At 74.8% G+C, this 23,666-nt stretch carries 18 protein-coding genes; 10 read left to right on the forward strand and 8 right to left on the reverse strand.

Translation table 11 applies throughout. The features are described from left to right. Genes KBY47_RS09695 through KBY47_RS09715 form a run of 5 tightly spaced genes read right to left on the reverse strand, consistent with a single transcriptional unit; the run spans position 1 to position 5,263 of the window. Complete coding sequence (locus KBY47_RS09695; RefSeq protein WP_210920584.1) at positions 1 to 564, reverse strand: gluconokinase; 564 nt, start codon at positions 562 to 564, stop codon at positions 1 to 3. Between the two features lie 7 nt (positions 565 to 571). Then, a complete protein-coding gene (locus KBY47_RS09700) occupies positions 572 to 1,933 on the reverse strand; it encodes a glucose-6-phosphate dehydrogenase (protein ID WP_210920585.1) in 1,362 nt (453 codons plus the stop codon). Continuing rightward, positions 1,930 to 3,759: a glycoside hydrolase family 15 protein gene (locus KBY47_RS09705; RefSeq protein ID WP_210920586.1), complete on the reverse strand. Its 1,830-nt coding sequence runs from the start codon at positions 3,757 to 3,759 to the stop codon at positions 1,930 to 1,932. Before KBY47_RS09705 ends, KBY47_RS09700 begins: the two co-directional genes overlap by 4 nt. Before the next feature lie 59 nt (positions 3,760 to 3,818). Then, positions 3,819 to 4,628: a universal stress protein gene (locus KBY47_RS09710; RefSeq protein ID WP_210920587.1), complete on the reverse strand. Its 810-nt coding sequence runs from the start codon at positions 4,626 to 4,628 to the stop codon at positions 3,819 to 3,821. Positions 4,629 to 4,636: 8 nt separating this feature from the next. After that, a complete protein-coding gene (locus tag KBY47_RS09715; protein WP_210920588.1) occupies positions 4,637 to 5,263 on the reverse strand; it encodes a hypothetical protein in 627 nt (208 codons plus the stop codon). Between the two features lie 151 nt (positions 5,264 to 5,414). On the opposite strand from KBY47_RS09715, the gene KBY47_RS09720 reads away from it, so the two are divergent. Both KBY47_RS09720 and KBY47_RS09725 read left to right on the forward strand, forming a co-directional pair. After that, on the forward strand, positions 5,415 to 5,798 hold the full coding sequence (locus tag KBY47_RS09720) for a DoxX family protein (RefSeq protein ID WP_210920648.1): 384 nt from the start codon (positions 5,415 to 5,417) through the stop codon (positions 5,796 to 5,798). Between the two features lie 96 nt (positions 5,799 to 5,894). Further along, positions 5,895 to 6,104, forward strand: coding sequence for a hypothetical protein (locus KBY47_RS09725; RefSeq protein WP_210920589.1), 210 nt, complete (start codon positions 5,895 to 5,897; stop codon positions 6,102 to 6,104). Between the two features lie 102 nt (positions 6,105 to 6,206). Here the strand turns inward: KBY47_RS09725 and KBY47_RS09730 are convergent, their stop codons facing one another. Together KBY47_RS09730 and KBY47_RS09735 are read right to left on the reverse strand one after the other, a co-directional pair. Beyond that, on the reverse strand, positions 6,207 to 6,488 hold the full coding sequence (locus KBY47_RS09730; protein ID WP_210920590.1) for a hypothetical protein: 282 nt from the start codon (positions 6,486 to 6,488) through the stop codon (positions 6,207 to 6,209). Positions 6,489 to 6,572: 84 nt separating this feature from the next. Continuing rightward, positions 6,573 to 7,460: an NAD(P)H-binding protein gene (locus tag KBY47_RS09735; protein WP_210920591.1), complete on the reverse strand. Its 888-nt coding sequence runs from the start codon at positions 7,458 to 7,460 to the stop codon at positions 6,573 to 6,575. Between the two features lie 103 nt (positions 7,461 to 7,563). Here KBY47_RS09735 and KBY47_RS09740 point away from each other — a divergent pair, with 103 nt between their 5' ends. The 3 genes from KBY47_RS09740 (at position 7,564) to KBY47_RS09750 (ending at position 10,070) form a co-directional block, all read left to right on the forward strand. After that, complete coding sequence (locus tag KBY47_RS09740) at positions 7,564 to 8,343, forward strand: TetR/AcrR family transcriptional regulator (RefSeq protein WP_210920592.1); 780 nt, start codon at positions 7,564 to 7,566, stop codon at positions 8,341 to 8,343. Beyond that, the gene (locus KBY47_RS09745) at positions 8,340 to 9,437 is read left to right on the forward strand and encodes a serine hydrolase domain-containing protein (protein ID WP_247694446.1); all 1,098 of its coding nucleotides are present in this window, start codon (positions 8,340 to 8,342) and stop codon (positions 9,435 to 9,437) included. The genes KBY47_RS09740 and KBY47_RS09745 overlap by 4 nt, the downstream gene beginning before the upstream one ends. Positions 9,438 to 9,506: 69 nt before the next feature. Beyond that, positions 9,507 to 10,070, forward strand: coding sequence for an ABATE domain-containing protein (locus KBY47_RS09750; RefSeq protein ID WP_210920593.1), 564 nt, complete (start codon positions 9,507 to 9,509; stop codon positions 10,068 to 10,070). Positions 10,071 to 10,093: 23 nt separating this feature from the next. On the opposite strand, the gene KBY47_RS09755 is transcribed toward KBY47_RS09750, so the two are convergent. Then, positions 10,094 to 10,930: a prephenate dehydratase gene (locus tag KBY47_RS09755; protein ID WP_210920594.1), complete on the reverse strand. Its 837-nt coding sequence runs from the start codon at positions 10,928 to 10,930 to the stop codon at positions 10,094 to 10,096. Between the two features lie 208 nt (positions 10,931 to 11,138). On the opposite strand from KBY47_RS09755, the gene KBY47_RS09760 reads away from it, so the two are divergent. From KBY47_RS09760 to KBY47_RS09780, 5 genes are read left to right on the forward strand one after another with little or no spacing between them, the layout of a single operon-like run. Beyond that, on the forward strand, positions 11,139 to 11,993 hold the full coding sequence (locus KBY47_RS09760; RefSeq protein ID WP_210920595.1) for a DUF4132 domain-containing protein: 855 nt from the start codon (positions 11,139 to 11,141) through the stop codon (positions 11,991 to 11,993). After that, positions 11,990 to 17,038, forward strand: coding sequence for a hypothetical protein (locus KBY47_RS09765; protein ID WP_210920596.1), 5,049 nt, complete (start codon positions 11,990 to 11,992; stop codon positions 17,036 to 17,038). Before KBY47_RS09760 ends, KBY47_RS09765 begins: the two co-directional genes overlap by 4 nt. 35 nt (positions 17,039 to 17,073) lie before the next feature. After that, positions 17,074 to 18,243, forward strand: coding sequence for an AAA family ATPase (locus KBY47_RS09770; protein WP_210920650.1), 1,170 nt, complete (start codon positions 17,074 to 17,076; stop codon positions 18,241 to 18,243). Between the two features lie 5 nt (positions 18,244 to 18,248). Then, the gene (locus KBY47_RS09775; RefSeq protein ID WP_308405105.1) at positions 18,249 to 21,791 is read left to right on the forward strand and encodes a DUF5682 family protein; all 3,543 of its coding nucleotides are present in this window, start codon (positions 18,249 to 18,251) and stop codon (positions 21,789 to 21,791) included. Beyond that, complete coding sequence (locus KBY47_RS09780) at positions 21,788 to 23,653, forward strand: hypothetical protein (protein WP_210920597.1); 1,866 nt, start codon at positions 21,788 to 21,790, stop codon at positions 23,651 to 23,653. Before KBY47_RS09775 ends, KBY47_RS09780 begins: the two co-directional genes overlap by 4 nt. The last annotated feature ends 13 nt before the right edge of the window (positions 23,654 to 23,666 follow it).

Consider the following 23,666-nt stretch of genomic DNA (forward strand, 5'->3'; position numbering starts at 1 on the left):
TCACACGTCGTCCGGGTGCCGCCCGGCACCCGGCGCTCCCCGGCCGCGGCGCAGCAGATTGACGGCCCGGTCTACGATCGTCGCCGGGTCCGGCGTGGCGTCGAGCGCCGTTCCCGGCTCGTCGGGCTCGAGGGGTTCGAGCGCGGCGAGCTGGGAGTCGAGGAGCGAGGTCGGCATGAAGTGCCCGGAGCGGCTGCCGAGCCGGGACGCCAGGACGTCGTGGTCCGCCGTCAGATGGAGGAAGAGGGCGTCCGGGCAGGCCGCGCGCAGCGTGTCGCGGTGGTGTCGCTTCAGGGCCGAGCAGGCGACCACGGCGCCGGTGTCCTCGGTGTCGCGCGCGTGCAGCCAGCGGCCGATGGACTCCAGCCAGGGCCGTCGGTCGGTGTCGTCCAGCGGGGTCCCGGCGGACATCTTGGCGATGTTGGCCGGGGAGTGGAAGTCGTCGCCGTCGGCGAAGGGCAGCCCGAGACGCTCCGCGAGCAGGCGGGCCACCGTGCTCTTGCCGCTGCCGGTGACGCCCGAGACGACGACGTAACGGGGCCGGTCCTGGGAGGGGGGCGCCATCACGCGCTCACCTGGCGCGGGGTCCGTCGGACCCGGCCGGGTACTCCTCCAGCGGGACCAGGTCCCGTTCCCATGCGTCCAGTACGGGGGTCAGGACCCGCCAGGCCTCCTCGGCCTCGTCGCCCCGGATGGACATGGCGGGGTCCCCGTTGAGCACGTCCAGCAGGAGCCTGCCGTAGGCGGGCAGGTGGGGCGGTTCCATCCGCGCGGTCAGGGACAGCGGGGCGAGCGAGTGCACACGGGCGCCGATGCCGGTGAGGTCGAAGGTCAGGCCCTCCGGTTCGAGTCCGAAGCGGAGCACGTTGGGCAGCGCCTCCCCGTCGTGGCCGAAGGGCAGGTGGGGCACGGGCCGGAAGCGTACGGCGACCTCCTTGCGGTCCGCGCCGAGCGCCTTTCCGGTGCGCAGCCGGAACGTCGTCCCCGACCAGCGCCAGCTGTCCAGTTCCAGTTCCACCTCGGCGTAGGTCTCCATCCGGCGCTTCGGGTCGACGCCGTCCTCGTCGGCGTAGGCGGGGATGGCGTGGTCGCCGATGCGGCCCGCCTGATAGCGGGCGCGGCGGGTGCGGCGTACGGCGTCGTCCTCGGTGAGCGGGCGTACGGAGCGCAGGACGTCCACCTTGCGGTCGCGCAGGTCGCGCTCGCCGAGGGTGACGGGCGGCTCCATGGCTACCAGGCAGAGGAGTTGCAGGAGGTGGTTCTGCACCATGTCCTTCAGCGCGCCGACGGTGTCGTAGTAGGCGGCCCGGCCCTCGAGGGCGAGGGTCTCGTCCCAGACGATGTCCACCTCGGCGATGTGGGTGCTGTTCCAGATGGGTTCCAGGACCCGGTTGGCGAGTCGGCTTCCGAGCACGTTCTGCACGGTCGTCATGGCCAGGAAGTGGTCCACCCGGAAGACGGCCCGCTCGGGGACGAGGTCGGCGAGCAGCCCGTTCAGGTGCCGCGCGCCGGTCAGGTCCTCGCCGAAGGGTTTCTCCAGCACGATCCGGCTGCCCTGGGGCAGTCCGGCCCGGTGCAGCGCGGTGACGGCGGCGGGGAAGAGCGCCGGGGGCAGGGCGAGGTAGACGGCGACGGGGCCGTCGCCGGCGACGGCCGCCGCGACGTCGGCCGGGTCGGAGACATCGGCGCGGCGGTAGCGGGTCGCGGCGGCGACCGCCGCCCTGGCGTCGGGCGGATGGTCCCCGCCGTGCCGGTCGAGCTGGTCGGTCACCCACTCCCGGTACCGGTCGTCGTCCCAGTCCTCCCGGCTCGCGCCGGTCACCTGGAAGTGTTCCCTCAGGTTCCCCTCCGCGCGCAGTGCCGCGAGGGCCGGGAGCAGGAAGCGGGCGGTGAGGTCACCCGTAGCGCCGAACACCGCGAGCCGATCGATCATGCCGTGACGCCTGCTTTCGCTCGAGCGAGGTTCACACCGCTGGCGGTGATCCCGATGTGGCTGAAGGCCTGGGGGAAGTTGCCCATGAACGCTCCGGTGGACGGGTCGATCTGCTCCGAGAGCAGGCCGAGCGGGCTGGCGCGGGCGCACAGCGAGCCGTACAGCTCCTCCGCCTCGTCGATCCGGCCCTGGCCGATGAGGTTGTCCACGAGCCAGAAGCTGCACAGCACGAAGGCGCCCTCGTCACCCGCCAGGCCGTCGGGCGACTCCTCGTGCAGATAACGGTAGAGGAGACCGTCACCGGCCGACAGGCGTTCGGCGACGGCCGCCGCGGTGGCCACCATCCTCGGGTGGTCGGCCGGGACGACCTGCCGCAGCGGCAGCGCGAGCAGGCTGGCGTCGAGGGCGCCGCCGCCGTCGAGGTGCGCGCTCAGGGTCCGCGCCTTCTCGTCCCAGGCCCGCTCCAGGATGATGCCGCGCAGTTCCTCGGCCGAGGCCCGCCATCCGGCGACGTTGCCGGGCAGGCCGAGGCGTTCCCCGATCGTCGCGGCCCGGTCCAGGGCCACCTGGCACATCCCGGCGGAGTAGGTGAACACCCGGCCTTCGTTGCGGACCTCCCAGATCCCCTGGTCGGGCTGGCGCCAGGCCTGCTGGGCGGTGTCGGCGAGCCTGGCCAGGCTCGCCCACAGCGGGGGCCGGACGTCCCCGCCGGAGAGCAGCCACTGGTCGGCGCAGTCGAGGATCTCGCCGTAGATGTCGTGCTGGCGCTGGTCGGCGGCGCCGTTTCCCCAGCGCACCGGGGCGGAGCGCTGGTAGCCCTCCAGTTCGGCGTCCTCCATCTCGTCCGGTACGGGGCTGCCGTCGAGGGCGTACATGATCCGGGGGTGCCCGCTGTACTCGAAGGCGTCGAGGACCCAGCCGAGGAAGGCGTCGGCCTCGTTGGCGAAGCCGATGCGGCGCAGCGCGAACACGGCGAACGCGGCGTCCCGGATCCAGGCGTAGCGGTAGTCCCAGTTGCGGATGCCGCCGATCGGCGCGGGCAGGGAGGAGGTTGCGGCGGCGACGAGGGAGCCGTTGGTCCAGTCGTCGCACAGTTTCAGGGTGACGGCCGCGCGCCGGACGAGGGGTTCCTGGGGGCCGTCGTAGGTGAAGTGCCGCATCCAGCGGCGCCAGGCGTCGGCGGTGGCGCTCAGCATCGCCTCCGCGTCGAACCGGTGGTGGCGGTGGAAGCGGCCCCAGGAGAGCACGAGGTCGAGGTGCTCGCCCTGCCGGAGGTCGTACGTGCCGTGCGGTCCGTCGAGGGGACGGTTGGACCGGAGGTGCAGACGCAGGTCGGGACGCCGGGAGGGCCGTACCTCCACTCCGCTGAACAGGGACCGGGCCCGTCCGCCGCCCCGGGGTTCCAGCTCCATCCGCAGGCGTACGTGTCCGTTCACGACGACGGCCCTGCGCACGAGCTGGGCCCGGTCGGCGGGGACGTCGTCGGTGAGGTCCGCCCCGGAGCGCACGACCAGGGCGTCGGTGATCCGGACCAGGCCGGTGGTGCCGCGCAGTTCGGTCGTGAGGACGCCGGTGTCGGGCTCGTAGCGCTGCCGTGCCTCGGTGAGGTCCTCGGGCGTCAGCGTGAAGTGACCGCCGCGGGCGTGGTCCAGCAGGGCGCAGAACACCGGGTCGTCGTCGAACCGTGGCAGGCACATCCACGGGATGGAGCCGTCGAGGCCGACGAGCGCGGTCGTCGCGCCGTCGCCGATGAGACCGAGGTCCTCCAGCGGCAGATAGCCCTTGCGCCTGCCGACCGGGCGGAACGGGGGGTCGGGATCGTGCATGCCGTCTCGCTTTCCACGGCGTCGTCAGCCGAGCACCGCCAGAGGATGATCGTCCCCCGTCATGCCTCGCCGCGTACGACGGCGACGGGGCCGTGCGCGTGGTGCAGCAGCGCCTGGCTGACCGAGCCCATGAGCAGGCCCGCGAACCCGCCGCGCCCTCTGGCCCCGACGACCACGAGCTGGGCGGTGCGGCTCGCGTCGATCAGCGTCGCGCGCGTCTCGCCACTGACCACTTCCTGTCTGACCGTCACGTCGGGGTGGCTCTCCGCGTGCCCGGCGAGCGCCTCCGCGAGCAGCCGCTCGGGGGCTTCGACGCCGGTGCCGACGGGGGCGTACTCCGGCAGCCACGCGTGGAGCGCGACGATCTCGGTGCCGCGCAGCTCCGCCTCGGTGAAGGCGAACCCGACCGCCTTCTCACCGGCGGGTGAGCCGTCGACGCCCAGCACGACCGGTCCGGCGTCGGCGGGTTCCTCGCGGGCCACCAGCACCGGGCACCGGGCGTGGGTGGCGAGGGAGACTGCCGTCGACCCGAGCAGCATGCCGATGAAACCGCCCACGCCCCGGGGGCCGACGACCAGCAGTTCCGCGCCGCGCGACTCGGCCTCCAGCACCGCCACCGGTTCGCCCGTCACCACGGCCTCGGTGACCTCCACCCCGGGCGCCACACTCCGGGCGTGCTGCGCGGCCTCGCCGACCAGACGCTCCAGCGGCGCCGGGTCGGGGGGCGTGTACATCGGTCTGACCGGCAGGCTGAACGCGTACACCACACGGAGTTCCGCCCGGCGCCGCAGGGCCTCCCTCGCGGCCGTTTCCACCGCGGCGAGACTCGACGACGAGCCGTCCACTCCGACCACCACGAGATTGCCCATGTCTGTCCTCAGTACCGCTGTGCCTTGGCGAGGCGGGGGGTCAGCTGTGTGTCGTCGGCCTGGCTGCTGAAGGCGATGGGCTGTTCCCTGTCGCCGGGGCCGAGATCCTCCGCGCCGACGTAGCGGGTCTCGACGACTTTCCCGTCGGAGTCCTCGAAGTCGATCTGCACCGCGTACGACGCCGTGTCGTCGGTCTTGTTGGTGATCGTGACCAGGACGGCGAGCATCCCGCTGGTCTCGTTCCTGGGCAGCCCCTTCATACCCACGTCGGAGATCGCGTTGCCGCGTCCGTCGACGTCCTTGAGCGCGTCCTCGGCGGCGGCGCTGGAGCGGGCCGCGTCGGCCTCCACGGAGGCCTCGAACTCCGAGGCGCGCGCGGACGCGGAGGACGCCGCCGCGGAGGCCGAGGCCCGGGCGGAGGCGATCGCGGAGGCCGCCTGGGAGGCCAGGGCGGACGGCGCGGTCCCGGAGAAGGACGCCGTGTCGGGGGCGGTGGGGGTGGGCGAGGCTCCGGTGTCGTCCTCGTCGTCGCCGCCGCACCCCGCGACGGTGACCATCGCGAACGCGCATCCGAGTGCCGACACGAGGGCTCGGTGGCGGACCTTGCCGACGCGAGGGGGGTAACTTCGCGGCATCTGTCATCCTTTGCGCCTCGCCTGCTCCGTCGCACTCATCGTCCGCGTCCGCGGTGGTACTCGCGAGTCGGCCTGGGCCGTTCGGAACGGCACGGCGTGGCCGAGCCCCGTCGTACGAGGCGCGGGGCGGGCCCTACTTGAGGAGTGGATGGTGAACCTCGCGCTGTGGATCGCTGCCGGAGTGCTGGCCGCGGTGGCTCTGACCGGTGGCTACAGCAAGACCTTCGTACCCAGGAAGAGACTGGCCGAGATCCAGGGCGGTGGATGGACCGCGGACGTCAGCGACGGCTTCGTCAAGACGCTCGGCGTCCTGGAGCTGCTCGCCGCGGCGGGTCTGATCCTGCCCGCCGCGCTCGACATCGCGCCGGTCATGGTGCCGGTGACCGCGGTCTGCTGGATCCTGCTGATGATCGGCGCGATGATCACACACGGCCGGCGTCACGAGTACCCGCTGGTGGGGCTGAACCTGGTCTATCTCGGGATCGCGGCGTTCATCGCGTGGGGCCGCTTCGGGCCCGAGTCCTTCGGCGGGTAGCCGGTAGCGGGTAGCCGGTCACCCGTTCGGCCGCCGGGGTGCGGCGAGCCGTCGACCGGGGCGTTTCCGGCCGGGGCGCCGGTCGTTGGACCCGACATGATCAAGAAACTCGTCTGTGTCACCGTCCTGGCCACCGCTCTCCTGACGGCCGCGCCCGCCGCTCAGGCCGCCACCGCGCACCAGCCCGCCCCGCCCGCGGGGATCCCCGGGGGACCGCTCCTGAGCGGTCTCCTGGGATCGCTGGAGGTGGGACATCCGATGGCTTCCCCGCAGTCACTGATCCCGGCGGGGGTGCTGGGCGGGTGACGGTGGAGGGGTGGTGATGGGCCGGGGGTCGGGCGGTCGGGCTTCCGGCCCGGCCGTCCCTCGCCTCCCGTACGGGGTTCGGCCGGCCGGACCACCCGGCTGTCAGGCGTCCGGACCCTCCGAGTGCCGTACCGCCTTCTTCAGGTCCGCCTCGACCGAGTTCCGCTGCTGCCGCTGGTCCTTGGCGTGCTCGGTGACCGCGGCCTGGACGTCGCGGGCGAGGTCGCGCCAGGCCCGCCAGGCGGTCTCGTAGGTGGTGGTCTGCTGTTCGCTCCAGGGGTGGGCGGTGGGTGATCCGTACTGGGCGCGCAACTGCTCGACCTTGTCGTGTGCGGCGTCGGCGGCGCGCTGCATCTCCACGAGTTCCTCGAAGGTGTGTGCCACGGGCGGATCGTATGTCCGTCATGAGGGGGGCACCCGTGGTCGCCGTGCCCCTGGCAGGCGCAATTAGACCGATCGGCGGGGGTGTCATGGAGCGTCATGGGGGGTCATGGGGTGTCGCCTCACCCCGGCCTCGAGCACCGCGCGGAAGTCGAGGGGTTCACGACCGATCAGCGCGGCGAGGGCCGGATCGACGGCGGCGAACTCGCCCGCGCGGGCGGCGGCGAACACGCCCAGCAGCCCGTCCGCCGTCCCGGCCGGGACGCCGTGCCCCGTCAGCAGCTCACGGAACTCCCCGTCGGGCACGGTGGTCCGTTGCACGACGCGGCCCGCGACCTCGCCGGCGAGGCCGGCCATCTCGTCGAAGGTGAGCGCCCGCGCCGCGGTCAGCGGCGGGGTGGGGCCCTCGAAGCACCCCTCGTCGGCCAGGACGGCCGCCGCCGCGTCGGCGAGGTCGGCGTGCGCGGTCCAGCACACCGGCCCGTCGGCGGGAAGCGCGACCTTTCCGGACTCCATGGCGTCGCCCAGGAACCGCAGCGCGCTGGCGGCGTGGAAGCCGTTGCGCAGCGAGGTGAACGGCACTCCGCAGGCGCGCAGCGCGTCCTCGGTGGCGGCATGGTCGCGGCAGGGCTGGAAGAGTGACGTGGGGCTGGCGCCCATATGGCTGGTGTAGAGGATGCGGCGGGCTCCGGCGGCGACGGCACCGTCCACCGCGGCACGGTGCTGTCGTACGGCTTCCTCGCCCATCTTGTCGACGGAGACGATCAGCACCTGGGTGGCCCCCTCGAAGGCGTGCGCCAGGCTCTCGGCGTCGGTGAAGCTGCCGCGGCGCACCCGAACGCCCCGGTCGGCCAGGGCCCGCGCCTTTAGCGGGTCGCGGACGCTGACGCCGATCCGGCTCGCCGGGACGCGGGTCAGCAGCCTGTCGACGATCTGGCCACCGAGCTGTCCGGTGGCTCCGGTCACGATGATCACGATGCCCTCCAGCGGTAGGAGACAGTTCCATGTTTCCAATGGAATCATCTACAGCGTATCACTGATACTAACGATGGAATCGGGATGGCGTTACCATCGATAAATGGCACGAGTCTCAGACGACGGGAACAGCGGGACCAGCGCGGCCGAGGCCGCCGGTGGCGGGCGCGAGCAGACGCGGCAGCGGGTCATCGACGCGGCCATCGACCTGCTCACGCGTGGCGGGCGCGACGCCGTCACCACACGTGCGGTCGCCGACGCGGCGGGACTGCAACCGCCCGCCATCTACCGGCTGTTCGGCGACAAGGACGGCCTGCTCGACGCGGTGGCCGAGCACGGCTTCGCCGCGTTCCTGGCGTCCAAGCACATCGACCCCGACCCCGCCGACCCCATCGCGGACCTGAGGGCGGGCTGGGACGTGGCGGTCGAGTTCGGGCTGGCCAACCCGGCGCTGTACACGCTGATGTACAGCGAGCCGACACGGACCACGACGGCCGCGCACGCGGCCGGTATGGAGATCCTCAGGGGCCGGGTCCGGCGACTGGCCGCCGGTGGCTGGCTCCGCGTCGACGAGGACCTCGCGGTCCAGATCATCCACGCCACGGCGCGCGGAGCGGTGCTCACCTGGCTGTCACTGCCGGAAAGAGAACGGCGCCCGGCCCTCTTGTCCGCCCTTCGGGAGTCCATGGTCACGGCCGTGACGGGCCGGCGGCCCGCCGTACGGGACACCGGCCCCGCGGGCGCCGCCCGCGCCCTGCGCGCCGCCCTGCCGGACCAGACGAGCCTCAGCGGCGCGGAGCAGCACCTGCTGCGGGAGTGGCTGGACCGGCTGGCGACGACGAAGGAGTCCTGGCCCGCGCGACAGCCCATCGTGGACGGATGACGATGCCCTCACTTCAGGAGAAGGTCCAACGCGTCCTCGACGAACTCGTCGGGACCGGAGCCGAGACGGGTTTGCAGGTGGTGGTCCTCCACCGAGGTGCCCCTGTCGTCGACGCGGTCGCCGGTGTCGCCGACGGCCGGACCGGGCGCGAGGTGACCCCGAAGACCCCGTTCTTCGGCTTCTCCACCGGCAAGGTCATGACGTCGCTGATCGCTCACCTGCTCGTCGGGTCCGGCGCTGTCGGGTACGACACCCCGGTGGCCGACGTGTGGCCGGAGTTCGGCGCCCACGGCAAGGAGACGGCGACGCTCCGGCACGTGCTCACGCACTCGGTCGGCGTTCCGGCGATGCCGCGGGACATCGGCCCCGCCGACCTGGCCGACTGGTCACGGGTGTGCACCGCGATCGCCGACGCCGAACCACGGTGGCGCCCCGGGACCGAGACCGGGTACCACTCGTTCACCTACGGCTTCCTCGTCGGGGAGATCGCGCGCCGGGTGACGGGCAGGCCGATGCGGCAGCTCCTGCGGGAACGGATCACCGGGCCCCTCGGCCTCGACCGTGAGCTGTATTTCGGTGTGCCCGGGACGGACCTGCCCCGGCTGGCACGACTCGAGGACGCCGTACCGAGCCCGGCGGCCCCGCCCGACGCCGACGGCGTCCTCGCCCCCTGGGAGACGCGGCCGACCGCGGCCATGGGCAACAGCCCCGCGATCCTCCAGGGGGACATCCCGTCCGTCGGCACCTTCACCGCGCGGGGTATGGCCGCCATGAACGCCGCGGTCCTCGACGGTCGGCTCGTCGACGCCCACCAGCTCGGGGAGCTGACGGCGGTGGCCTTCGAGGGCACCGACCAGGTTTTCGGCACCCCTGCGCGACTGGCCCTGGGCTACCCCCTCGGCCGCATCGGCACACGGCCGGAGGAAACCCCGGCCACCTTCGGCTGGGTCGGCGGTGGCGGCAGCTACGTCTACGCCGACACGGCCACGGGCGTTTCCTTCGCCATGACCAAGAACCGCCTCACCCCCCACTTCGACACCGCCCGGCGACTCGCGGACCTGACCGCGGCAGCGATCACGTCACGGGGCCACTGACAGGGCTCTGACCTGGGGAAACGGTGGCGATTCTTGCACCGGGCATGAGTCACCCGTCAAAATGGTGATGTGAATCTTGACCATGTCTTCGTATGCGGCCACCCGGCGCTCGACTTCGCTGCCACGCTCCGGGCCCGGCGCTCGATCCGGTTCGAGATGTTCGTGACGCCGGAGCGACTGAACGCCTGGTACCTGGAGTCCGGGCTCGTGGACACGATCACTGCGGGCGGCGAGGACGACCTCCGCGAGGCCACGACCGTACGGGAGGCCGTCTACCGGCTCGTCCAGGACCGTCGGCTCGGCGAGGAGTTCGACGCCGAGGCGCTCGCCGCGTTGAACGCCGCCGCACGCAGGACCCCTGTCAAGCCCCAGCTCACCCAGACCGGGCGGCGCACCGAGGCGACGCCCGGGCAGGCGCTGGCGACCGTCGCCCGGCAGGCCGTGGAGCTGCTCAGCGGCCCGGACGTGCCGCTGATGAAGGAGTGCGGCAACCCCGAGTGCACCCGGGTGTACATCGACCGGTCCCGGGGCATGCGGCGCCAGTGGTGCGGCATGGAGTCCTGCGGCAACAAGATCAAGGCCGCCGCGTACCGCGCCCGCAAGAAGTCCGCGCCCGCCGCGGCCGCCCGCTGATCCCCTCCTGAGGCTCCGTCGACTCAGTTCGCCAGCCGGTGCGGATGTGCGGGGTACACGCCGAGGATGCGTACCTCGGTGGAGAAGAAGCGCAGTTCGTGCAGCGCGAGGGCGACGCGCTCGTCGTCGGGGTGTCCCTCGACCTCGACGTAGAAGCGGCTGGCGCCCAGCCCGGCGCCCATCTGGTAGCTCTCGATCTTGGTGAGGTTGACGCCGCTGCTGGCGAACCCGCCGAGCGCCTTGTACAGGGCGCTCGGGATGTTGCGGACGCTGAAGAACAGGCTGGTCATCGTCGGCTCACCGGTGTGCGGGGCCAGGACGGCGTCCCGGGAGAGGACGACGAACCGCGTGGTGTTGTCCGGGTCGTCCTCGACCTCGGCGCGCAGCACCTCCAGGCCGTACAGCCCGGCCGCGGCGGGCGGGGCGAGCGCGGCGTGCCGCGGGTCGCCGAGTTCGGCCACCTCGCGTGCCGCCCCGGCCGTGTCGTCACTGACGAGCGTGCGCCAGCCGCCCTCCCGCAGCACCTTGCGGCACTGCCCCAGGGCGTGCACATGACTGCGTACGCACTCCACCTGGCCGAGGGTCGCGCCGGGCACGCCCATCAGGTCGAAGCGGATGGCGAGGAAGTACTCGGCGACGATGAACAGGCCCGACTCCGGCAGCAGATGGTGCACGTCGGCGACGCGTCCGGCCGCGGAGTTGTCGACCGGGATCACGGCGACGTCGGCGGCGCCGAGCGTCACGGCGTCCAGGGCCTGCTCGAAGCCGGTGCACGGCAGTTCACCGGCCCCGGGGTACAGGGCGCGCGCGGCGGTCGCCGAGTTGGATCCGGGTTCGCCTTGGTACGCGGCGGTCGTCACGTGGTTCAGCCTTCCCTGGTGCGGGTCGTTGCGTGGGGCAGCGGAGACTTCGTCGCGTACCGCACCTGCTGAAGTATCGGTGACAAGACCTTGATCGGGTTCACCAGGGGCGCCCGGCGGTGCGTGCGCCGGCGGCCCCGGGGGCCCGTTGTCAGAGGCCTGCCCTACAGTTCCCGTCACTTGATCACTGCGGGTGCGGGAGGCACGCATGGGGTGGGTGTCGGCCGGCGGCTATGAAGTCGCCCTCGACGACGGCAAGGTGGTGTGCCGCAACGCGGCCGGGCGGCGGCTGAAGTCCGTGCCGCCGAAGATCGCGGACGATCCGGCGGTGGTGGCGCTGCGTCAGCTCGTCGAGTGGCTGGGGCGGCACGAACGGCAGTGCCTGGCCGATGTGGAGCGGTGGATGGTGCGCTCGCTGCCGGTGCCGTTCGGGGTGCTGGCGCGGGTGTGGCCGGACCCGGCCTGGCAGGGCGCCCTGCGTGACCTGGTCGTCACGGGGGCGGACGGCGCGGTCGCCGGGTTCCTGCGGGACGCGGACGCCGAGCGCGGCCTGGGCCTGGTCGACCTCGACGGTGACACCGTCCGCGTCACCACCGACCTCGTACGTCTGCCGCACCCCGTGCTCCTGGACGACCTGGAGGAGTTGCGGGAGTTCGCCGTCGAACTGGGTGTCGAGCAGCGCGCCCAGCAGCTCTTCCGTGAGGTGTGGCGGCGGCCCGCGGCGGTCGACGCCGAGGCCGCTTCCGTCGAGGACTTCGCGGGCGGCGCCTTCAAGCAGCTCAGGTTCCTGCACGGCCGGGTGGCCCAGCTCGGCTACCGGGTGCGCGGCGGTCACGCCGTGTGCTCCGTGGTGGAGGACGGCAGGGGCGTCGAGGCCCGGGTGTGGGTCGGCGACTACGACGGCTACGAGGAGACGGAGACCGGGGCCCTGGTCTTCACCGACCCGGCGGGCCGGGTGCTGAAACTCGGTCAGGTCGGGCCGGTGGCCTGGTCGGAGGGCATGCGCATGGCCGCCGCGCTGTACGCCGGACGCGACATCCAGGACGAGGAGCGTGCGGCATGACGACGTACGACATCACCCACCACGACACCGGTGCCGCCGCCCTGCTCGACGCCGGGGCCGTGCTGCCCCCAGGCACCACCGACCGGGAGGACGCCGATGCCCTCACCGCACGCACGTACACGCACCCCGCGCTGGACGAGCGGCGGATCGTGCGGCTGGTGCCGGGGACGCTCGGTGAGGCCGAGGACCTGGCCCTGGACTTCCTCGGTTTGGTGCGTGAGCCCGAGGTCCGCGAGGTCGGGCAGGTGCGTCGGGAGACCCTCGGCTTCCCCGCGTGGGCGCTGGTCAACGACCCGGCCAACGGGCACCACGCGCTGGCGCTGGTCCAGGACATCGAGCGGCTCGCCCGGCAGGCCAAGTCCCGTCCCGGTGCCGCCAAGGAGGGTTTCGAAGCGCTCGGCGAGCGCCTCGGCCGTGCCGTGCCGCACTTCCTGCCCACCTTCTACGAGCAGGGTGCCCGCATCTTCCTCCAGCACGAGAACACCACCTACGCGGCGGCCCTGTTCGGCAAGGCCCGGGAGGCGGAGCGGGTGCACGCGCTGGCCGTGGACGAGGAGCGGCAGCGGGCCGTGTTCCTGGAGTTCGCCTTCGCCGGGGCGCTGACGGTGAAGGCGCTCAAGGAGCACACGAAGGCCCTCGGGGCACGGCTGGCCCCGGCCGACGCCTGGGCGCAGTACCGGCAGTTGTCGGTGGAGCGCTGCGCGGCGGGCATGCCGCCGTACGCGTCGATGCCCCAGGACGCCCGCGCCCTGATCAAGGCGGCGGGGCTGGACCGGGTCACCGAGGAGTGCGCCCTGGTCGCGGAGCTGATCGCCTCTCCGGCGGCGGTGCGGGCCCCCGCGTCCTTCTGGAACACCTACCGGGCGACGCTGGTCACGCTGGCCGGGCGGCAGCCCGCCGTGCGGGTCCGGCTGCTGGAGATCATGCCCGCCGGGCTGGGCCGCTCGACGGAGGACGACGAGTCCTGGCTGGCGCTGCTCGCGGAGACCGGCGCCGACCGGCTGCTGACGGGCGAGGCCACGGCGGACGGCGTCGACCCGGCGGACTGGCTCAGCCGTTGGGCACTGCACCGCAAGCACGGCTCGTCGGTCAGCGGGCGCTCACCGGCCACCCTGTCGCTCGTGGCGCGCATGGCTGGGCGCCTGCGCGCCCTCGGCCGCCCCGTGGACGTCTTCACGGGCCGCTGGCACGCGGGCGCCGACCTCGACCTGCTCGACCTGTGCGTGGCCGAGGGCGTACCGCTGACGCTGCCCGCCTCCGGCGAGCAGGTGTTCCTTCCGCTCAGCCAGTGGCTGACGGACACCCGGCCGGGGCGGCGGGACCTGACGGCCGTCGCGGCGGACGCGCGCCTTCGGCGCCTGCTGTACCGCTCGGTCGGGAGCCTCGGCAGTGACCACCGCGGCGCCGGGGCGCTGGAGGCGCTGGCCGGGCATCCCGTCCTCGCCGACGTGCTGCGGGAGTGGCTGGACGACGCGGCCGGGGAGCTGACGGCGGCGGTCGGCCTGCCCGCCGCACGCGCGGCACTGGAACGGCTGCGTCCGTTCCACGCGGTCGCCGCCCGGGTCAGCCCCCAGGCCGTCGACCGGGTCGCCGCGGCCGAAGTGGCCCCGCTGCTGGGCCGGACCCTGCGTGCCGGTGTCTTCGACGAACTGGGCTGGCCCGCCCTGGAGGAGGCGCTGCGCCGGCTCGACACGGAGACCCGGCCAGACCGCGACGACACGCTCACCGTCCACGAGTCGTGGCCCGCGCTGATCCTGTCGCGTCGGCACAAGGCGATCGTCGTCGGCCCCGAGGACATCCTGCTCGAGCACGAGCTGCGGCTTCCGGTGGAGCTGGACCGCTGGCAGCGTCCGTCGTTCCGCTACACGGACGGCGAACTGCTGGTGATGTGGCGGCAGGACCGCAAGCAGTACGGCTACTGGTCGGCCCGCCCGTCCGAGGTGTTCCCGCTCGGCGGCGAACAGCTCCCGCACTGGTACGGCGGCGACGCCGGAGTGACCTCGATCCCGCTGCCGGACGGTGGCCGCGCGACCGGTGGGCGCGCGCTGCACGCCGGTGACACGGTCGTGCCGCCGCGTCGCCGCGTCCTGGGGGACGGCACCTCGTACTGGCGCCAGGGCCGCCAGGGACGGCAGCAGGTGTGGCTGGAGTACGACCCGGCGACCGGCACGCACGGGCGCGCCTCACTGCCCGCGTTCCTGCGGTCCGGCATCCGCGAGGGGGCGACCCTGCTCCAGCAGCACTGCGCGGTGCTGCCCCTCCAGCCCGGCCTGGAGGACAGCCCGTTCGGCACCGACGGCACGGTCCTCGGCCGCTGGGTGCGCGCCGAGGGCGAGGGCGCCGAGGCCCGTACGACGGTGGGGACGCCGGACGGCCGCACCGTCACCGTGCCTACGGGGCAGCACCAGATGCCGGGCGTTCCGCTCGGCGCGCTGCGGCTGCCCGGCGGCGTCGAGCCCCTCGCCGTCGCCCAGCACCGTCAGGTCGCCCTGTTCGCGGGCGCCGACGGCGCCGGTCCGCGGGAGTTCGGGAGGGTGACGCCACTGGAGCGGGGCGGCGAGTTCGCCGCCGGTACCCGGCTCGTGGCGCCGGTGGACTTCTGGCACGCGCTGCGGCCCCGCGACGAGGCGGCCTCCGCGATCCTGCGGGCGCTGAGCGACGAGCGGGCGGGCGGGCTGCTGCGTGCCGGGGCGCGGGCGCTGGAGGAGCGGCAGGCCATGGTCGCCGCCGCGGGCGGCCACGAGCGCACGGCGAGTGACGCCGGGACCGGGCCCCGGAACCCCGCGGGGTCCACCACCGACAAGCCCGCCGTCCCGGCCGCCGACGAGGTCCTGCGGGAGGCGGTCTCCCGCGCGCTGCCCGACCTCACCGAGCCCCGTCTGGTCACCGGCGTCGCCGCCCTGGTGCACGCCGTGCTGCGCCTGGCGGCGTCCCTCGCCGCGTTCGTGGCACCCCCGGTGGATCCGTCCGGGGCGCGGCACAAGCGCAACGAGGGCATGTTCGCCGACTACAACCCCGAGGACGGCGACGACCAGACGCTGCGCGAGGCGACCGCCGGTCTCGCCGAGCTGTACGGCTGGTGGGGCGGCCGGAGCCAGTGGAGCGCCCTGCGTCAGATCCGCGCCGTGAACCACGTGCTGTCCGGCAGGCCCGCCGAGGGCAAGCCCCTGCCCAGGCCCTCCCGCCTCGCCGGGCCCGACGGGTGGAGCAGCGACGACTTCACCGTGCCCGGCATGGGAGCGGCGTGGCTGTCGCTGCTGGACGTGCTGCGCCCGCTCGCCTACCGCGCCGCCTCACCCACCCTCACCACGACGCACCGCGAGGCGTTGCTGCTGCTGTTCGAGGCGATCACGGAAGGGCCGCTGGCCACGCCCGGCACCGCGGTGCGCGAGGTCGTCCTGAGCGAGCCGCACGACCACCAGGAACGCGTCGGTCAGGTGCTGCGCCGCGAGGGCCGCACCGTCGTCGTCCTCGGCTGCCAGAACGACGGCCAGCACGGCCGGATGAAGTGGCTGGCGCTGGATCACGACCCGACCGGTGCGTTCGGGGCGGTCGCGCACTTCACGCTGGAGCAGGAGACGGCGCACCCGCCGCTCTTCCCGGCCGACGTGCTGGCGACGGTGACCGGGCTGATCCGGCACAAGGGCGCCGCGCCCTGGCAGCCGGAGGCCCCCGCCGCCCTCGGCGCCGCCACCGGGGACCGCCTGGGGCCGGTGCAGGCTGCCCTGCTGCTCGCCGGGAAGCCGCCGCAGCTCACCGACGGGCTGATCGCCGCGACCGAGCTGAAGCCACGTCAGAAGCAGCTCGGCGACGCCCTGCTGGCCGCACTGGACGCCGACGACCAGAAGGCGCTCGTCGGCGCGCTGCTGCCCGCCGACCCCGGTGACCTCTGGACGGCCGGACCGGACACGGACGCGGCGGGCCGGGTGTGGGCGGAACGCCTCGGCGACGTGGTCCGTCTGCCCGAGGACCTCGCCGGGGAGCTGTCCCTGACCGGGCTGTCCACCGTCTCCGCCGAGCAGGTGCTCAACCCGCGCCGCACCCCGTGGATCAGCCGCACCACGGTCCAGCGTCCCGACAAGGACGGCGACCTGGTGCCGGAGGACCCCCGGGCGATCCCGGGACGGGGCGAACTGACGCGTGCCGTGGCCGCGTTGGCCGGACTCGCCTACTCCCTGCCCTACGGGCACCCCCTGCGCGCCGTGCTGCCGGAAGGGCTGGCCGCGCTGCGCCGCCGCGTGGCGGACCCGGGGCTGCTGCTCGACCTCGACCTCGGCTGGACGGAGAAGGGCGACTCGACCGCCGTCGAACTGCGCAAGGCGCACGGACTGCCCGCCACGGGCGGCGCCGACGCGCACGGCCACACCCCGGTGGGCGAGGCGCTGGTCCTGCGGCCCTGGTACGGCGACCAGGAGACCGTCCTGGTCCGCACGGGCGCCCTCCACGGGCCGGACGACCCGGTGTTCGGCCTGGTCGAAGGGCTGGTCGGGGCCTGGCGTGGCCAGGACCTGCGGGCGCTGCGGACGGTCCTGGCCGACGAGCTGGCCCGCGCCGTCGCGGCCGGAACGGATCCCGCAGGGCTCACCGGGTACGCCCAGGATCCGACCGTCAGCGTGCCCGGTCTGGTGGCGGAGGCCGCCGGCGCCCATGGCCTCGGCGAGGACGCGGCGGCGCTCTACCTCCAGCTGCTGGCCCTGCCCGACCCGACGGACCGCAACTGCGCCCGCTGGACCGGGTGGAAGCCCGCCCGCATGAGGAGGGCCCGCGCCGAGCTGGCGGCCACCGGGCTGGTCGTCGAGGCGAAGCGGGCGCGCGCCGGACGCACCCTGTTCCTGCCGTGCGGCTGGCTCGACCTCAAGGCACCCGCGCTGCCGGTGGAGGTCTGGAAGCAGGACCTCTACCCGGTCAGCGGCCACTCCCGCGCGGTACCGCTGACGCCGGTGCCCGAACTGTTCACACGGGCGTGGGACCGCGTCCGCGCCGGGGACGCCCCGGCCTACGAGGAACTCACCACCCGTGCCACCCGCAAGGGCCGCCGCCGATGACCATCACCCACCCGCACCTGGAAGAACGCTCACCGATGACCACCTCCCCCACCGCCGCCCCGGCCCGCCAGATCGTCCCGCCGGAGGAGCGCTACGCGGCCGAACTGGCCTTCCTGGCCGCGTACGACGACGGGCCGCGCCCACCCGCGTGGCGGCTCACCCCGCGCGCGGTCGTCACCTTCGTCATGGGCAGCGGGGGCGGCGCCCTGAAGCTGCCCGACGGCGCCGAGGTGCCCGACGGCGTGCCGCGCCGCCTGGTGATCGAGGGCAAGTTCGTCGGGCACCGGGCGCTGGTCGAGCGGTGCGTGGTGACCCTCGCCGGGGAGCGCGGTCTGCTCCTCGTCGGCGAGCCCGGCACGGCCAAGTCGATGCTGTCGGAGCTGTTGTCGGCCGCCGTGTGCGGCACCAGCGGCCTGGTCGTGCAGGGCACCGCCGGGACCACCGAGGACCAGCTCAAGTACGGCTGGAACTACGCGCTGCTGCTCGCCCAGGGACCCACCCGGCAGGCGCTCGTGCCGTCCCCCGTCCTGACCGCCATGTCCCGGGGCGCCGTCGCCCGCGTCGAGGAGGTCACCCGCTGCCTGCCCGAGGTGCAGGACTCGCTGGTCTCGCTGCTCTCCGAGCGGCGGATCGCCGTACCCGAACTCGCGGGCACCGAGGACGCCCTGGCGCACGCGGCGCCCGGCTTCAACCTCATCGCCACCGCCAACCTCCGCGACAAGGGCGTCTCCGAGATGTCCGCGGCCCTCAAGCGCCGCTTCAACTTCGAGACGGTCGGCCCCATCGGGGACCTCGACGCGGAGACCGCCCTGGTGCGCGGCCAGGCGCGGGCGTCCGTGGCGCGGGCCGGGGCGCCGTTCCAGGTGGACGACGCCGTGTTGGAGGCCCTGGTCACCGCCTTCCGTGACCTGCGCGAGGGTCGGTCTGCGGAGGGGTGGGAGGTGGAGCGTCCGTCGACGGTGATGAGCACCGCCGAGGCCGTCTCCGTCGCCGGGGCGCTCGCCCTCGCGGCGGCGTACTTCCCGGGCGACCGTGACGTCCTCGGGCTGCTGCCCGGTCATCTGCTCGGCGTGGTCCGCAAGGACGACCCCGCCGACGCGGCCCGGCTGCGCGGCTACTGGGACGGTCCCGTGCGGCGCCGCGCCGAACAGGGCTCCGCCACCTGGCGCACCCTGTGGGACCTGCGTACGGTCCTGGAGGGCTGACGGCCGTGTCCCTCTCCCCCACGCGTCCGGCGCCCCACGAGGTGCTGGCCGCCCTCACCGGTCCGACCGCGCCGCTGCTCATCGGCGTGCGCCACCACGCGCCCTCCCTGGCCGCCGCCGTGCCCGCGCTGCTGGACGAGGCGCGGCCCGACGTCCTGCTGGTCGAACTCCCGGCCGAGATGCAGCAGTGGCTGCCCTGGCTGGGCCACGAGGAGACCCGGGCTCCGGTAGCGCTCGCCGCCGCCCCCGCCGACGGGAACGGCGGTGGACCGGCGTTCTACCCGTTCGCCGACTTCTCGCCGGAACTGGCCGCCGTACGCTGGGCCGCCCGCCGTCGGGTGCCGACGGTGGCCTGCGACCTGCCGCTCGCCGACGGCGCGTGGCGCGAGGGACGGCGGGGCGGCGCGGGCGCCGACGGTCCCGGGCTCGCCACCGCCCTGCGGGCCCGGCTGACGGGCCGTGACGGGGACGACCTGTGGGACCGGCTCGTGGAGGCCACCGCGCCCGGTTCGCCGCCCGAGGCGCTGCGCCGTGCGGCCCTGCTCACCGGGTGGGCGCTGCGCGAGGACGCGGTCGCCTCGGGCGGTGTGCCGGAGCTGGACCTGCGGCGCGAGCGCTGGATGCGGGCCCGGCTGGCCGAGGCCACCGCGGGCGGGGAGCGGGCCGCCGTGGTGGTGGGCGCGTTCCACGCCCCGGCGCTCGTACGGCCGGACGCCGGGGACGACACGCCCGCGGGGGCCGACGAGGACCGGTCCACCTGGACGACCTCGCTCATCCCGTACACGTACGCCCTGCTCGACGAGCGGTCCGGTTACCCGGCGGGTATCCGGGACCCGGAGTGGCAGGACATGGTCCTGCGCGCGGCGGGCGACCCGGCGGCGCTGGAGGAGGCGCTCACGCGGGCGGCCGTGGGCATCTGCGGTGAGCTGAGGGGGCTCGGCCACCCCTCGGGGCCCGCCGACGCGCGGGAGATCAGCCGGCTCGCCTCGGACCTGGCCCGGCTGCGCGGCCTGCCCGCGGCGGGCCGCGGTGAACTGGTCGAGGCCGTGCAGTCGGTGCTCACGCAGGGGGAGCCGTTCGGGCGGGGGCGGGCCGTGGCACGGGCCATGGAGCGGGTGCTCGTCGGCACGCGCACCGGGCGTCCCGCCCCGCAGGCGCCGCGCAGCGGCCTCGGCCCCGCCGTCGAGGCCGAGGTGGAGCGACTCGGCCTGCCGGGGCCGGGGGCCAGCGGCACCGGGGCATCCCGGGAACTGCGGCTGGACCCGCTGCGGTCCGACCTCGACCGCCGCCGGGAACTGCTGCTGCGACGGCTCGGCGTGTGCGGGGTGCCCTACGGGGAGGCCAGGGAGGTCGTCGGCGCGGGCGGCGCGGAGGCCCTCACCTCCCGCTGGGAGGTCCGCTGGGCTCCCGCCACTGCGGCCATGCTGACCGCGGCCGGGGTGCGGGGGGTCACCGCCGCGCAGGCAGCCGAAGGTGTGCTGCGCGAGCGGCGGCGAGTGGAGCGCGCGGCGGGCGGGCCGACCGCCGCGCAGGCCCGGGAAGGGCTCGAACGGGCGGCGGAGTGCGGCCTGCCCGCGCTCACGGACGAACGGCTCACCGATGTCGCGGAGGTCCTTCCGCAGGTCGGCACCCTGCCGGAACTCCTCGCCGGTCTGACCTTGCTGGACCGGCTGCGGGCCGGGCACGTCCCGGGACTCGGCGCCGACCCGGACCGTACGGCCCGCGCGGCAGCCGTATCGGAGCAGCTGACGGCCGCCGCGGTGCGGCAGGTGGACGGACTGACCGGGTCCGAGGACCCCGCCGACGCCCACGCCCTGCTCGAACTCGCCCACCGAGCTGACCTGCTGGGGGGCGGCGTCCGGCTCGCGCACGCCCTGGCCCGCCTGTCCGCCGACGGCTCCCCGCTGATGCGCGGTGCCGCCGGGGCCGTACGCGTCCTGCTCGGACAGGAGGACGCTCCGGTCTTCGGTGACCGGGTGGCCTCCTGGGTCGACGCGGCCACCCGACCGGACTCCCGGGCCGCGCTCACCGCCCGGCTCACCGGGCTGCTCACCGCCGCCGGTCCGCTGCTGGAGGCGGCGGCGCCCGCGCTGGAGCCGCTGCTCACCCGGATGTCCGACCTGCCCGACCGGGAGTTCCTCGACCGGCTGCCCGCGCTGCGCGGCGGCTTCGACACCCTGAGCCCCGCGGCCCGCGACCGTCTCCTCGCGGCCGTCGAGGAACGTCTCGACACCGCGCGCGTCGCCGACACCCACGGCGTCGACCCGGCCGCGCTCGCCACCTGGACCGCGGCGGACCTGGCGGCCCGCGAGGCGCTGCGGTCACTGGGGCTGCTGCCCACGCCGTCCGACGCTCCGGCGCAGGGCGCCCGCGACGGTCGTACCCCGGAGGGCGGTGCCCCGGAAGACGGGCGGGCCACCCCGGCTCGGGCGGAGGATTGTCGCCTCGCGCCCGCCGACCGCTGGCGCCTTCTCCTCGGCCGCCGCACGGACCAGCTGCCGCCCGCTGCCGCGCCGTTGGCGACCGCGCTGGACGAGCTGTACGGCGGCGGGCGGGGCGAGGGCAGCCGGGGGGACCTGACGGGCCGGGGAACCGGAGGCGGGCGGGAGGCACCGTACCCCGGGGTGCGCGAGTGGTCCGAGGAACTGGCCGCCCTGTTCGGGCCGGGCATCCGGGAGGAGGTGCTGGCTGCCGCCGCGGCGGCGGGCCGCAAGGACGTCCTCGCCGAACTGGACGCAGACGGTGTGCGCCCTTCGGTGGACCTGCTGCGCACGGTGCTGAGCCACGCGGGCGGGTTGCCCGAGGCCCAGCTGGCGGCGCTGCGCCCCCTCGTACGGCGGCTCGTCGACGCGCTGACCCGGCAGTTGGCCACCCGGCTGCGTCCCGCCCTGCACGGCACGGCACTGCCGCGCCCCAGCAGACGCCCCGGCGGCGGTCTCGACCTGCCGCGCACGCTGCGGGCCAACCTGGCGACCGCGCGCCGCGGCCCGGACGGCACGGTCCGGGTGATTCCCGAGCGGCCGGTGTTCCGTACCCGGGCGCGCCGGGCCTCCGACTGGCGGCTGATCCTGGTCACGGACGTGTCGGGGTCCATGGAGGCGTCCACGGTCTGGGCCGCGCTGACCGCCTCGGTGCTGGCGGGGGTGCCGACGCTGTCCACCCACTTCCTGGCCTTCTCCACGGACGTCATCGACCTCAGCGGACACGTGGCCGACCCGCTGTCGCTGCTGCTGGAGGTCAGCGTGGGCGGCGGCACCCACATCGCGGCGGGGCTCCGGCACGCGCGCGAACTCGTCACCGTGCCCTCGCGCACCCTGGTCGTGGTCGTCAGCGACTTCGAGGAGGGCCATCCCCTCGGCGGCCTGCTCGCCGAGGTCCGCGCGCTGGTCTCGGCCGGGTGCCATGTCCTGGGCTGCGCGAGCCTCGACGACACCGGGCGGCCTCGCTACTCCACGGGAGTCGCCGGTCAGCTCGTCGCCGCGGGTATGCCGGTCGCCGCCCTCAGTCCGCTCGAACTCGCCCGCTGGGTAGGGGAGAAGATCGCATGAGCCCGGATCTGCCTCCGGTCGTCCCGTCCGTGACCGCCGAACTCGTCGGGGCGCTGTCGCCCCGGCTCCGCAAGCGGCTGGACGGCGGTGTGGCCAAGCTCGCGGCGCGTCCCGTCGTCCGGGAGGGCGACACCGTACGGATCGCCGTGGACGACGAGACCGATGTCACCCTGCACCTCACCGGCACCGCGGTGACCAGCGCGGACGCGATCCGCTGCGGCTGTCTGCTGGCTCCCGGCTGTCTGCACCGCGCGGCGGCGGCCTCGGCCGCACCGGTGGCCGAGGACATGCCCGTGGCGGACGACATGCCCGGAACCGACGGCACGCCCGGGACCGACGGCACGCCGGTGGCCGATGACGCGCCGGTGGCCGACGACGCGCCGCCCGCCGCGGACACCGCGCAGGCTGCGGACGACACCTGCCAGGCGACGGTGGGCCAACGGGCGCGCGGGGCGGAGGAACCGGCGGAGCAGCCCCGGCCGGAGGCCGTCGCCGCCCGAGCGGTGTACGACGCGGCCGCCGCCGTCCTGGACGCCGGTACGGACGGCGCGGGTGCCGTCCTCCAGGCGGAACTCCTCCGGGCCGCGCACACCGCGCGGCTCGCGGGTCTGCACCGGGCCTTCGCCGCGGCTGTCTCCGTGGTCACCGAGGTGCGCGCGGCCCGCTCCGCCGATCCCGGACACCGCCTCGCCGGCCTCTCCCGCGCCCTGGCCGACGTACTGACCGTCGCCCACCGCCTGCCGCACGCCACCGGCACGGACCTGGCCGGACTGCGCGGCACGGCACGGCAGCCGTACCGGCCGGACGGCTCCCTGCGCCTGTACGGGCTGTTCTCCGAACCGGTCCTCACGGCGACCGGTTACGCGGGCGCGGTCACCTGGACCACCGACGCCGACGGACGCCTGTACACGGTGTCGGACGTGGCTCCGGGCGGTCCCGCCCGCGCGACCGGCGCCGCCGACCGGGCCGTACGGATCGGCGACACCACCCTGACCCACCGTGAACTGTCCCGCGCGGGGCTGGCCGTGTCCGGCGCGACCGTCTCCCCCACGGGCCGCCTCGGCGCGGGCGCCGCGGTGCGGGCGGTCCGCGCGTCCGGCGCCGCCTGGCACGCCGAGCCGCTGGACCGGTTGTGGGCCCAGCCCGTCGCCGAGCAGGTGGCCCGTGCCCTGGACGCCGGGCGGGACCTGCTGTTCCTGGAGGTGACGCTCACCGGCGCGGTGCGTGAGGCGACGGGCGACTGTCTGCTGGCCGACTGCGCGGGCCTGCCCCTGCGGCTGGCCACCGCCCATGACGACCCGGCGCTGCCCTACCGCGACAACCTCCGCCTGCTCGCCGCCGCCGGTGGCCGCCGACTGCGGATCGTCGCGCGTCTCGTCCCCGGGCAGCTCCCCCGCGCCCTGCTGCTCGCCACCGAGCACCCCACCGACGCCGCCGCCCGGGTGGACCTCGGTCTGGACCGCCTCCAGCACGCGGACCTGCCCTCCGGGGCGGTCCCGTCACCGGCCCTGACCGTCTCCGCCGGGGACGAGGCCCCGCTGCACCTGCTGCGCCGCCGCGTCCACCAGACGGTGTCGGGGGGCCGCCGGGTCCTGACCGCCGCCCGCGCCGGGACGGCGGACGGAACCCGCCTGCGCCGTCTCGGTCTCGGCACGGCGGGCGACCTCCTCGACCACCTCCACGCCGCCGCCGCGCACCGCTCCCGCGACGCCTTCGGCCGTCTGCTCCCGGCCGACACGGACGACTTCGCCCGGGCCTGGCTCGCCGCCGCCGTCTACACGGACGCCGTGGAGCGGGCGCTGTGCGCGCACGCGTGGGGAGCCGCGGCGCCGCTCGCGGGCATCGAGGCGGGGTCCTCATGATGTCGCCGGGTGA

The sequence above is a fragment of the Streptomyces sp. B93 genome, from assembly GCF_018070565.1.
Lineage (GTDB): Bacteria > Actinomycetota > Actinomycetes > Streptomycetales > Streptomycetaceae > Streptomyces.

Bases quoted from the DNA above. Each gene is read 5' to 3' on its own strand.
- KBY47_RS09700 (WP_210920585.1), bottom strand. From the start codon at position 1,933: ATGATCGATCGGCTCGCGGTGTTCGGCGCTACGGGTGACCTCACCGCC.
- KBY47_RS09740 (WP_210920592.1), top strand. From the start codon at position 7,564: ATGGCACGAGTCTCAGACGACGGGAACAGCGGGACCAGCGCGGCCGAG.
- KBY47_RS09725 (WP_210920589.1), top strand. From the start codon at position 5,895: ATGATCAAGAAACTCGTCTGTGTCACCGTCCTGGCCACCGCTCTCCTG.
- KBY47_RS09705 (WP_210920586.1), bottom strand. From the start codon at position 3,759: ATGCACGATCCCGACCCCCCGTTCCGCCCGGTCGGCAGGCGCAAGGGC.
- KBY47_RS09780 (WP_210920597.1), top strand. From the start codon at position 21,788: ATGAGCCCGGATCTGCCTCCGGTCGTCCCGTCCGTGACCGCCGAACTC.
- KBY47_RS09695 (WP_210920584.1), bottom strand. From the start codon at position 564: ATGGCGCCCCCCTCCCAGGACCGGCCCCGTTACGTCGTCGTCTCGGGC.
- KBY47_RS09715 (WP_210920588.1), bottom strand. From the start codon at position 5,263: ATGCCGCGAAGTTACCCCCCTCGCGTCGGCAAGGTCCGCCACCGAGCC.
- KBY47_RS09745 (WP_247694446.1), top strand. From the start codon at position 8,340: ATGACGATGCCCTCACTTCAGGAGAAGGTCCAACGCGTCCTCGACGAA.
- KBY47_RS09765 (WP_210920596.1), top strand. From the start codon at position 11,990: ATGACGACGTACGACATCACCCACCACGACACCGGTGCCGCCGCCCTG.
- KBY47_RS09770 (WP_210920650.1), top strand. From the start codon at position 17,074: ATGACCACCTCCCCCACCGCCGCCCCGGCCCGCCAGATCGTCCCGCCG.
- KBY47_RS09710 (WP_210920587.1), bottom strand. From the start codon at position 4,628: ATGGGCAATCTCGTGGTGGTCGGAGTGGACGGCTCGTCGTCGAGTCTC.
- KBY47_RS09760 (WP_210920595.1), top strand. From the start codon at position 11,139: ATGGGGTGGGTGTCGGCCGGCGGCTATGAAGTCGCCCTCGACGACGGC.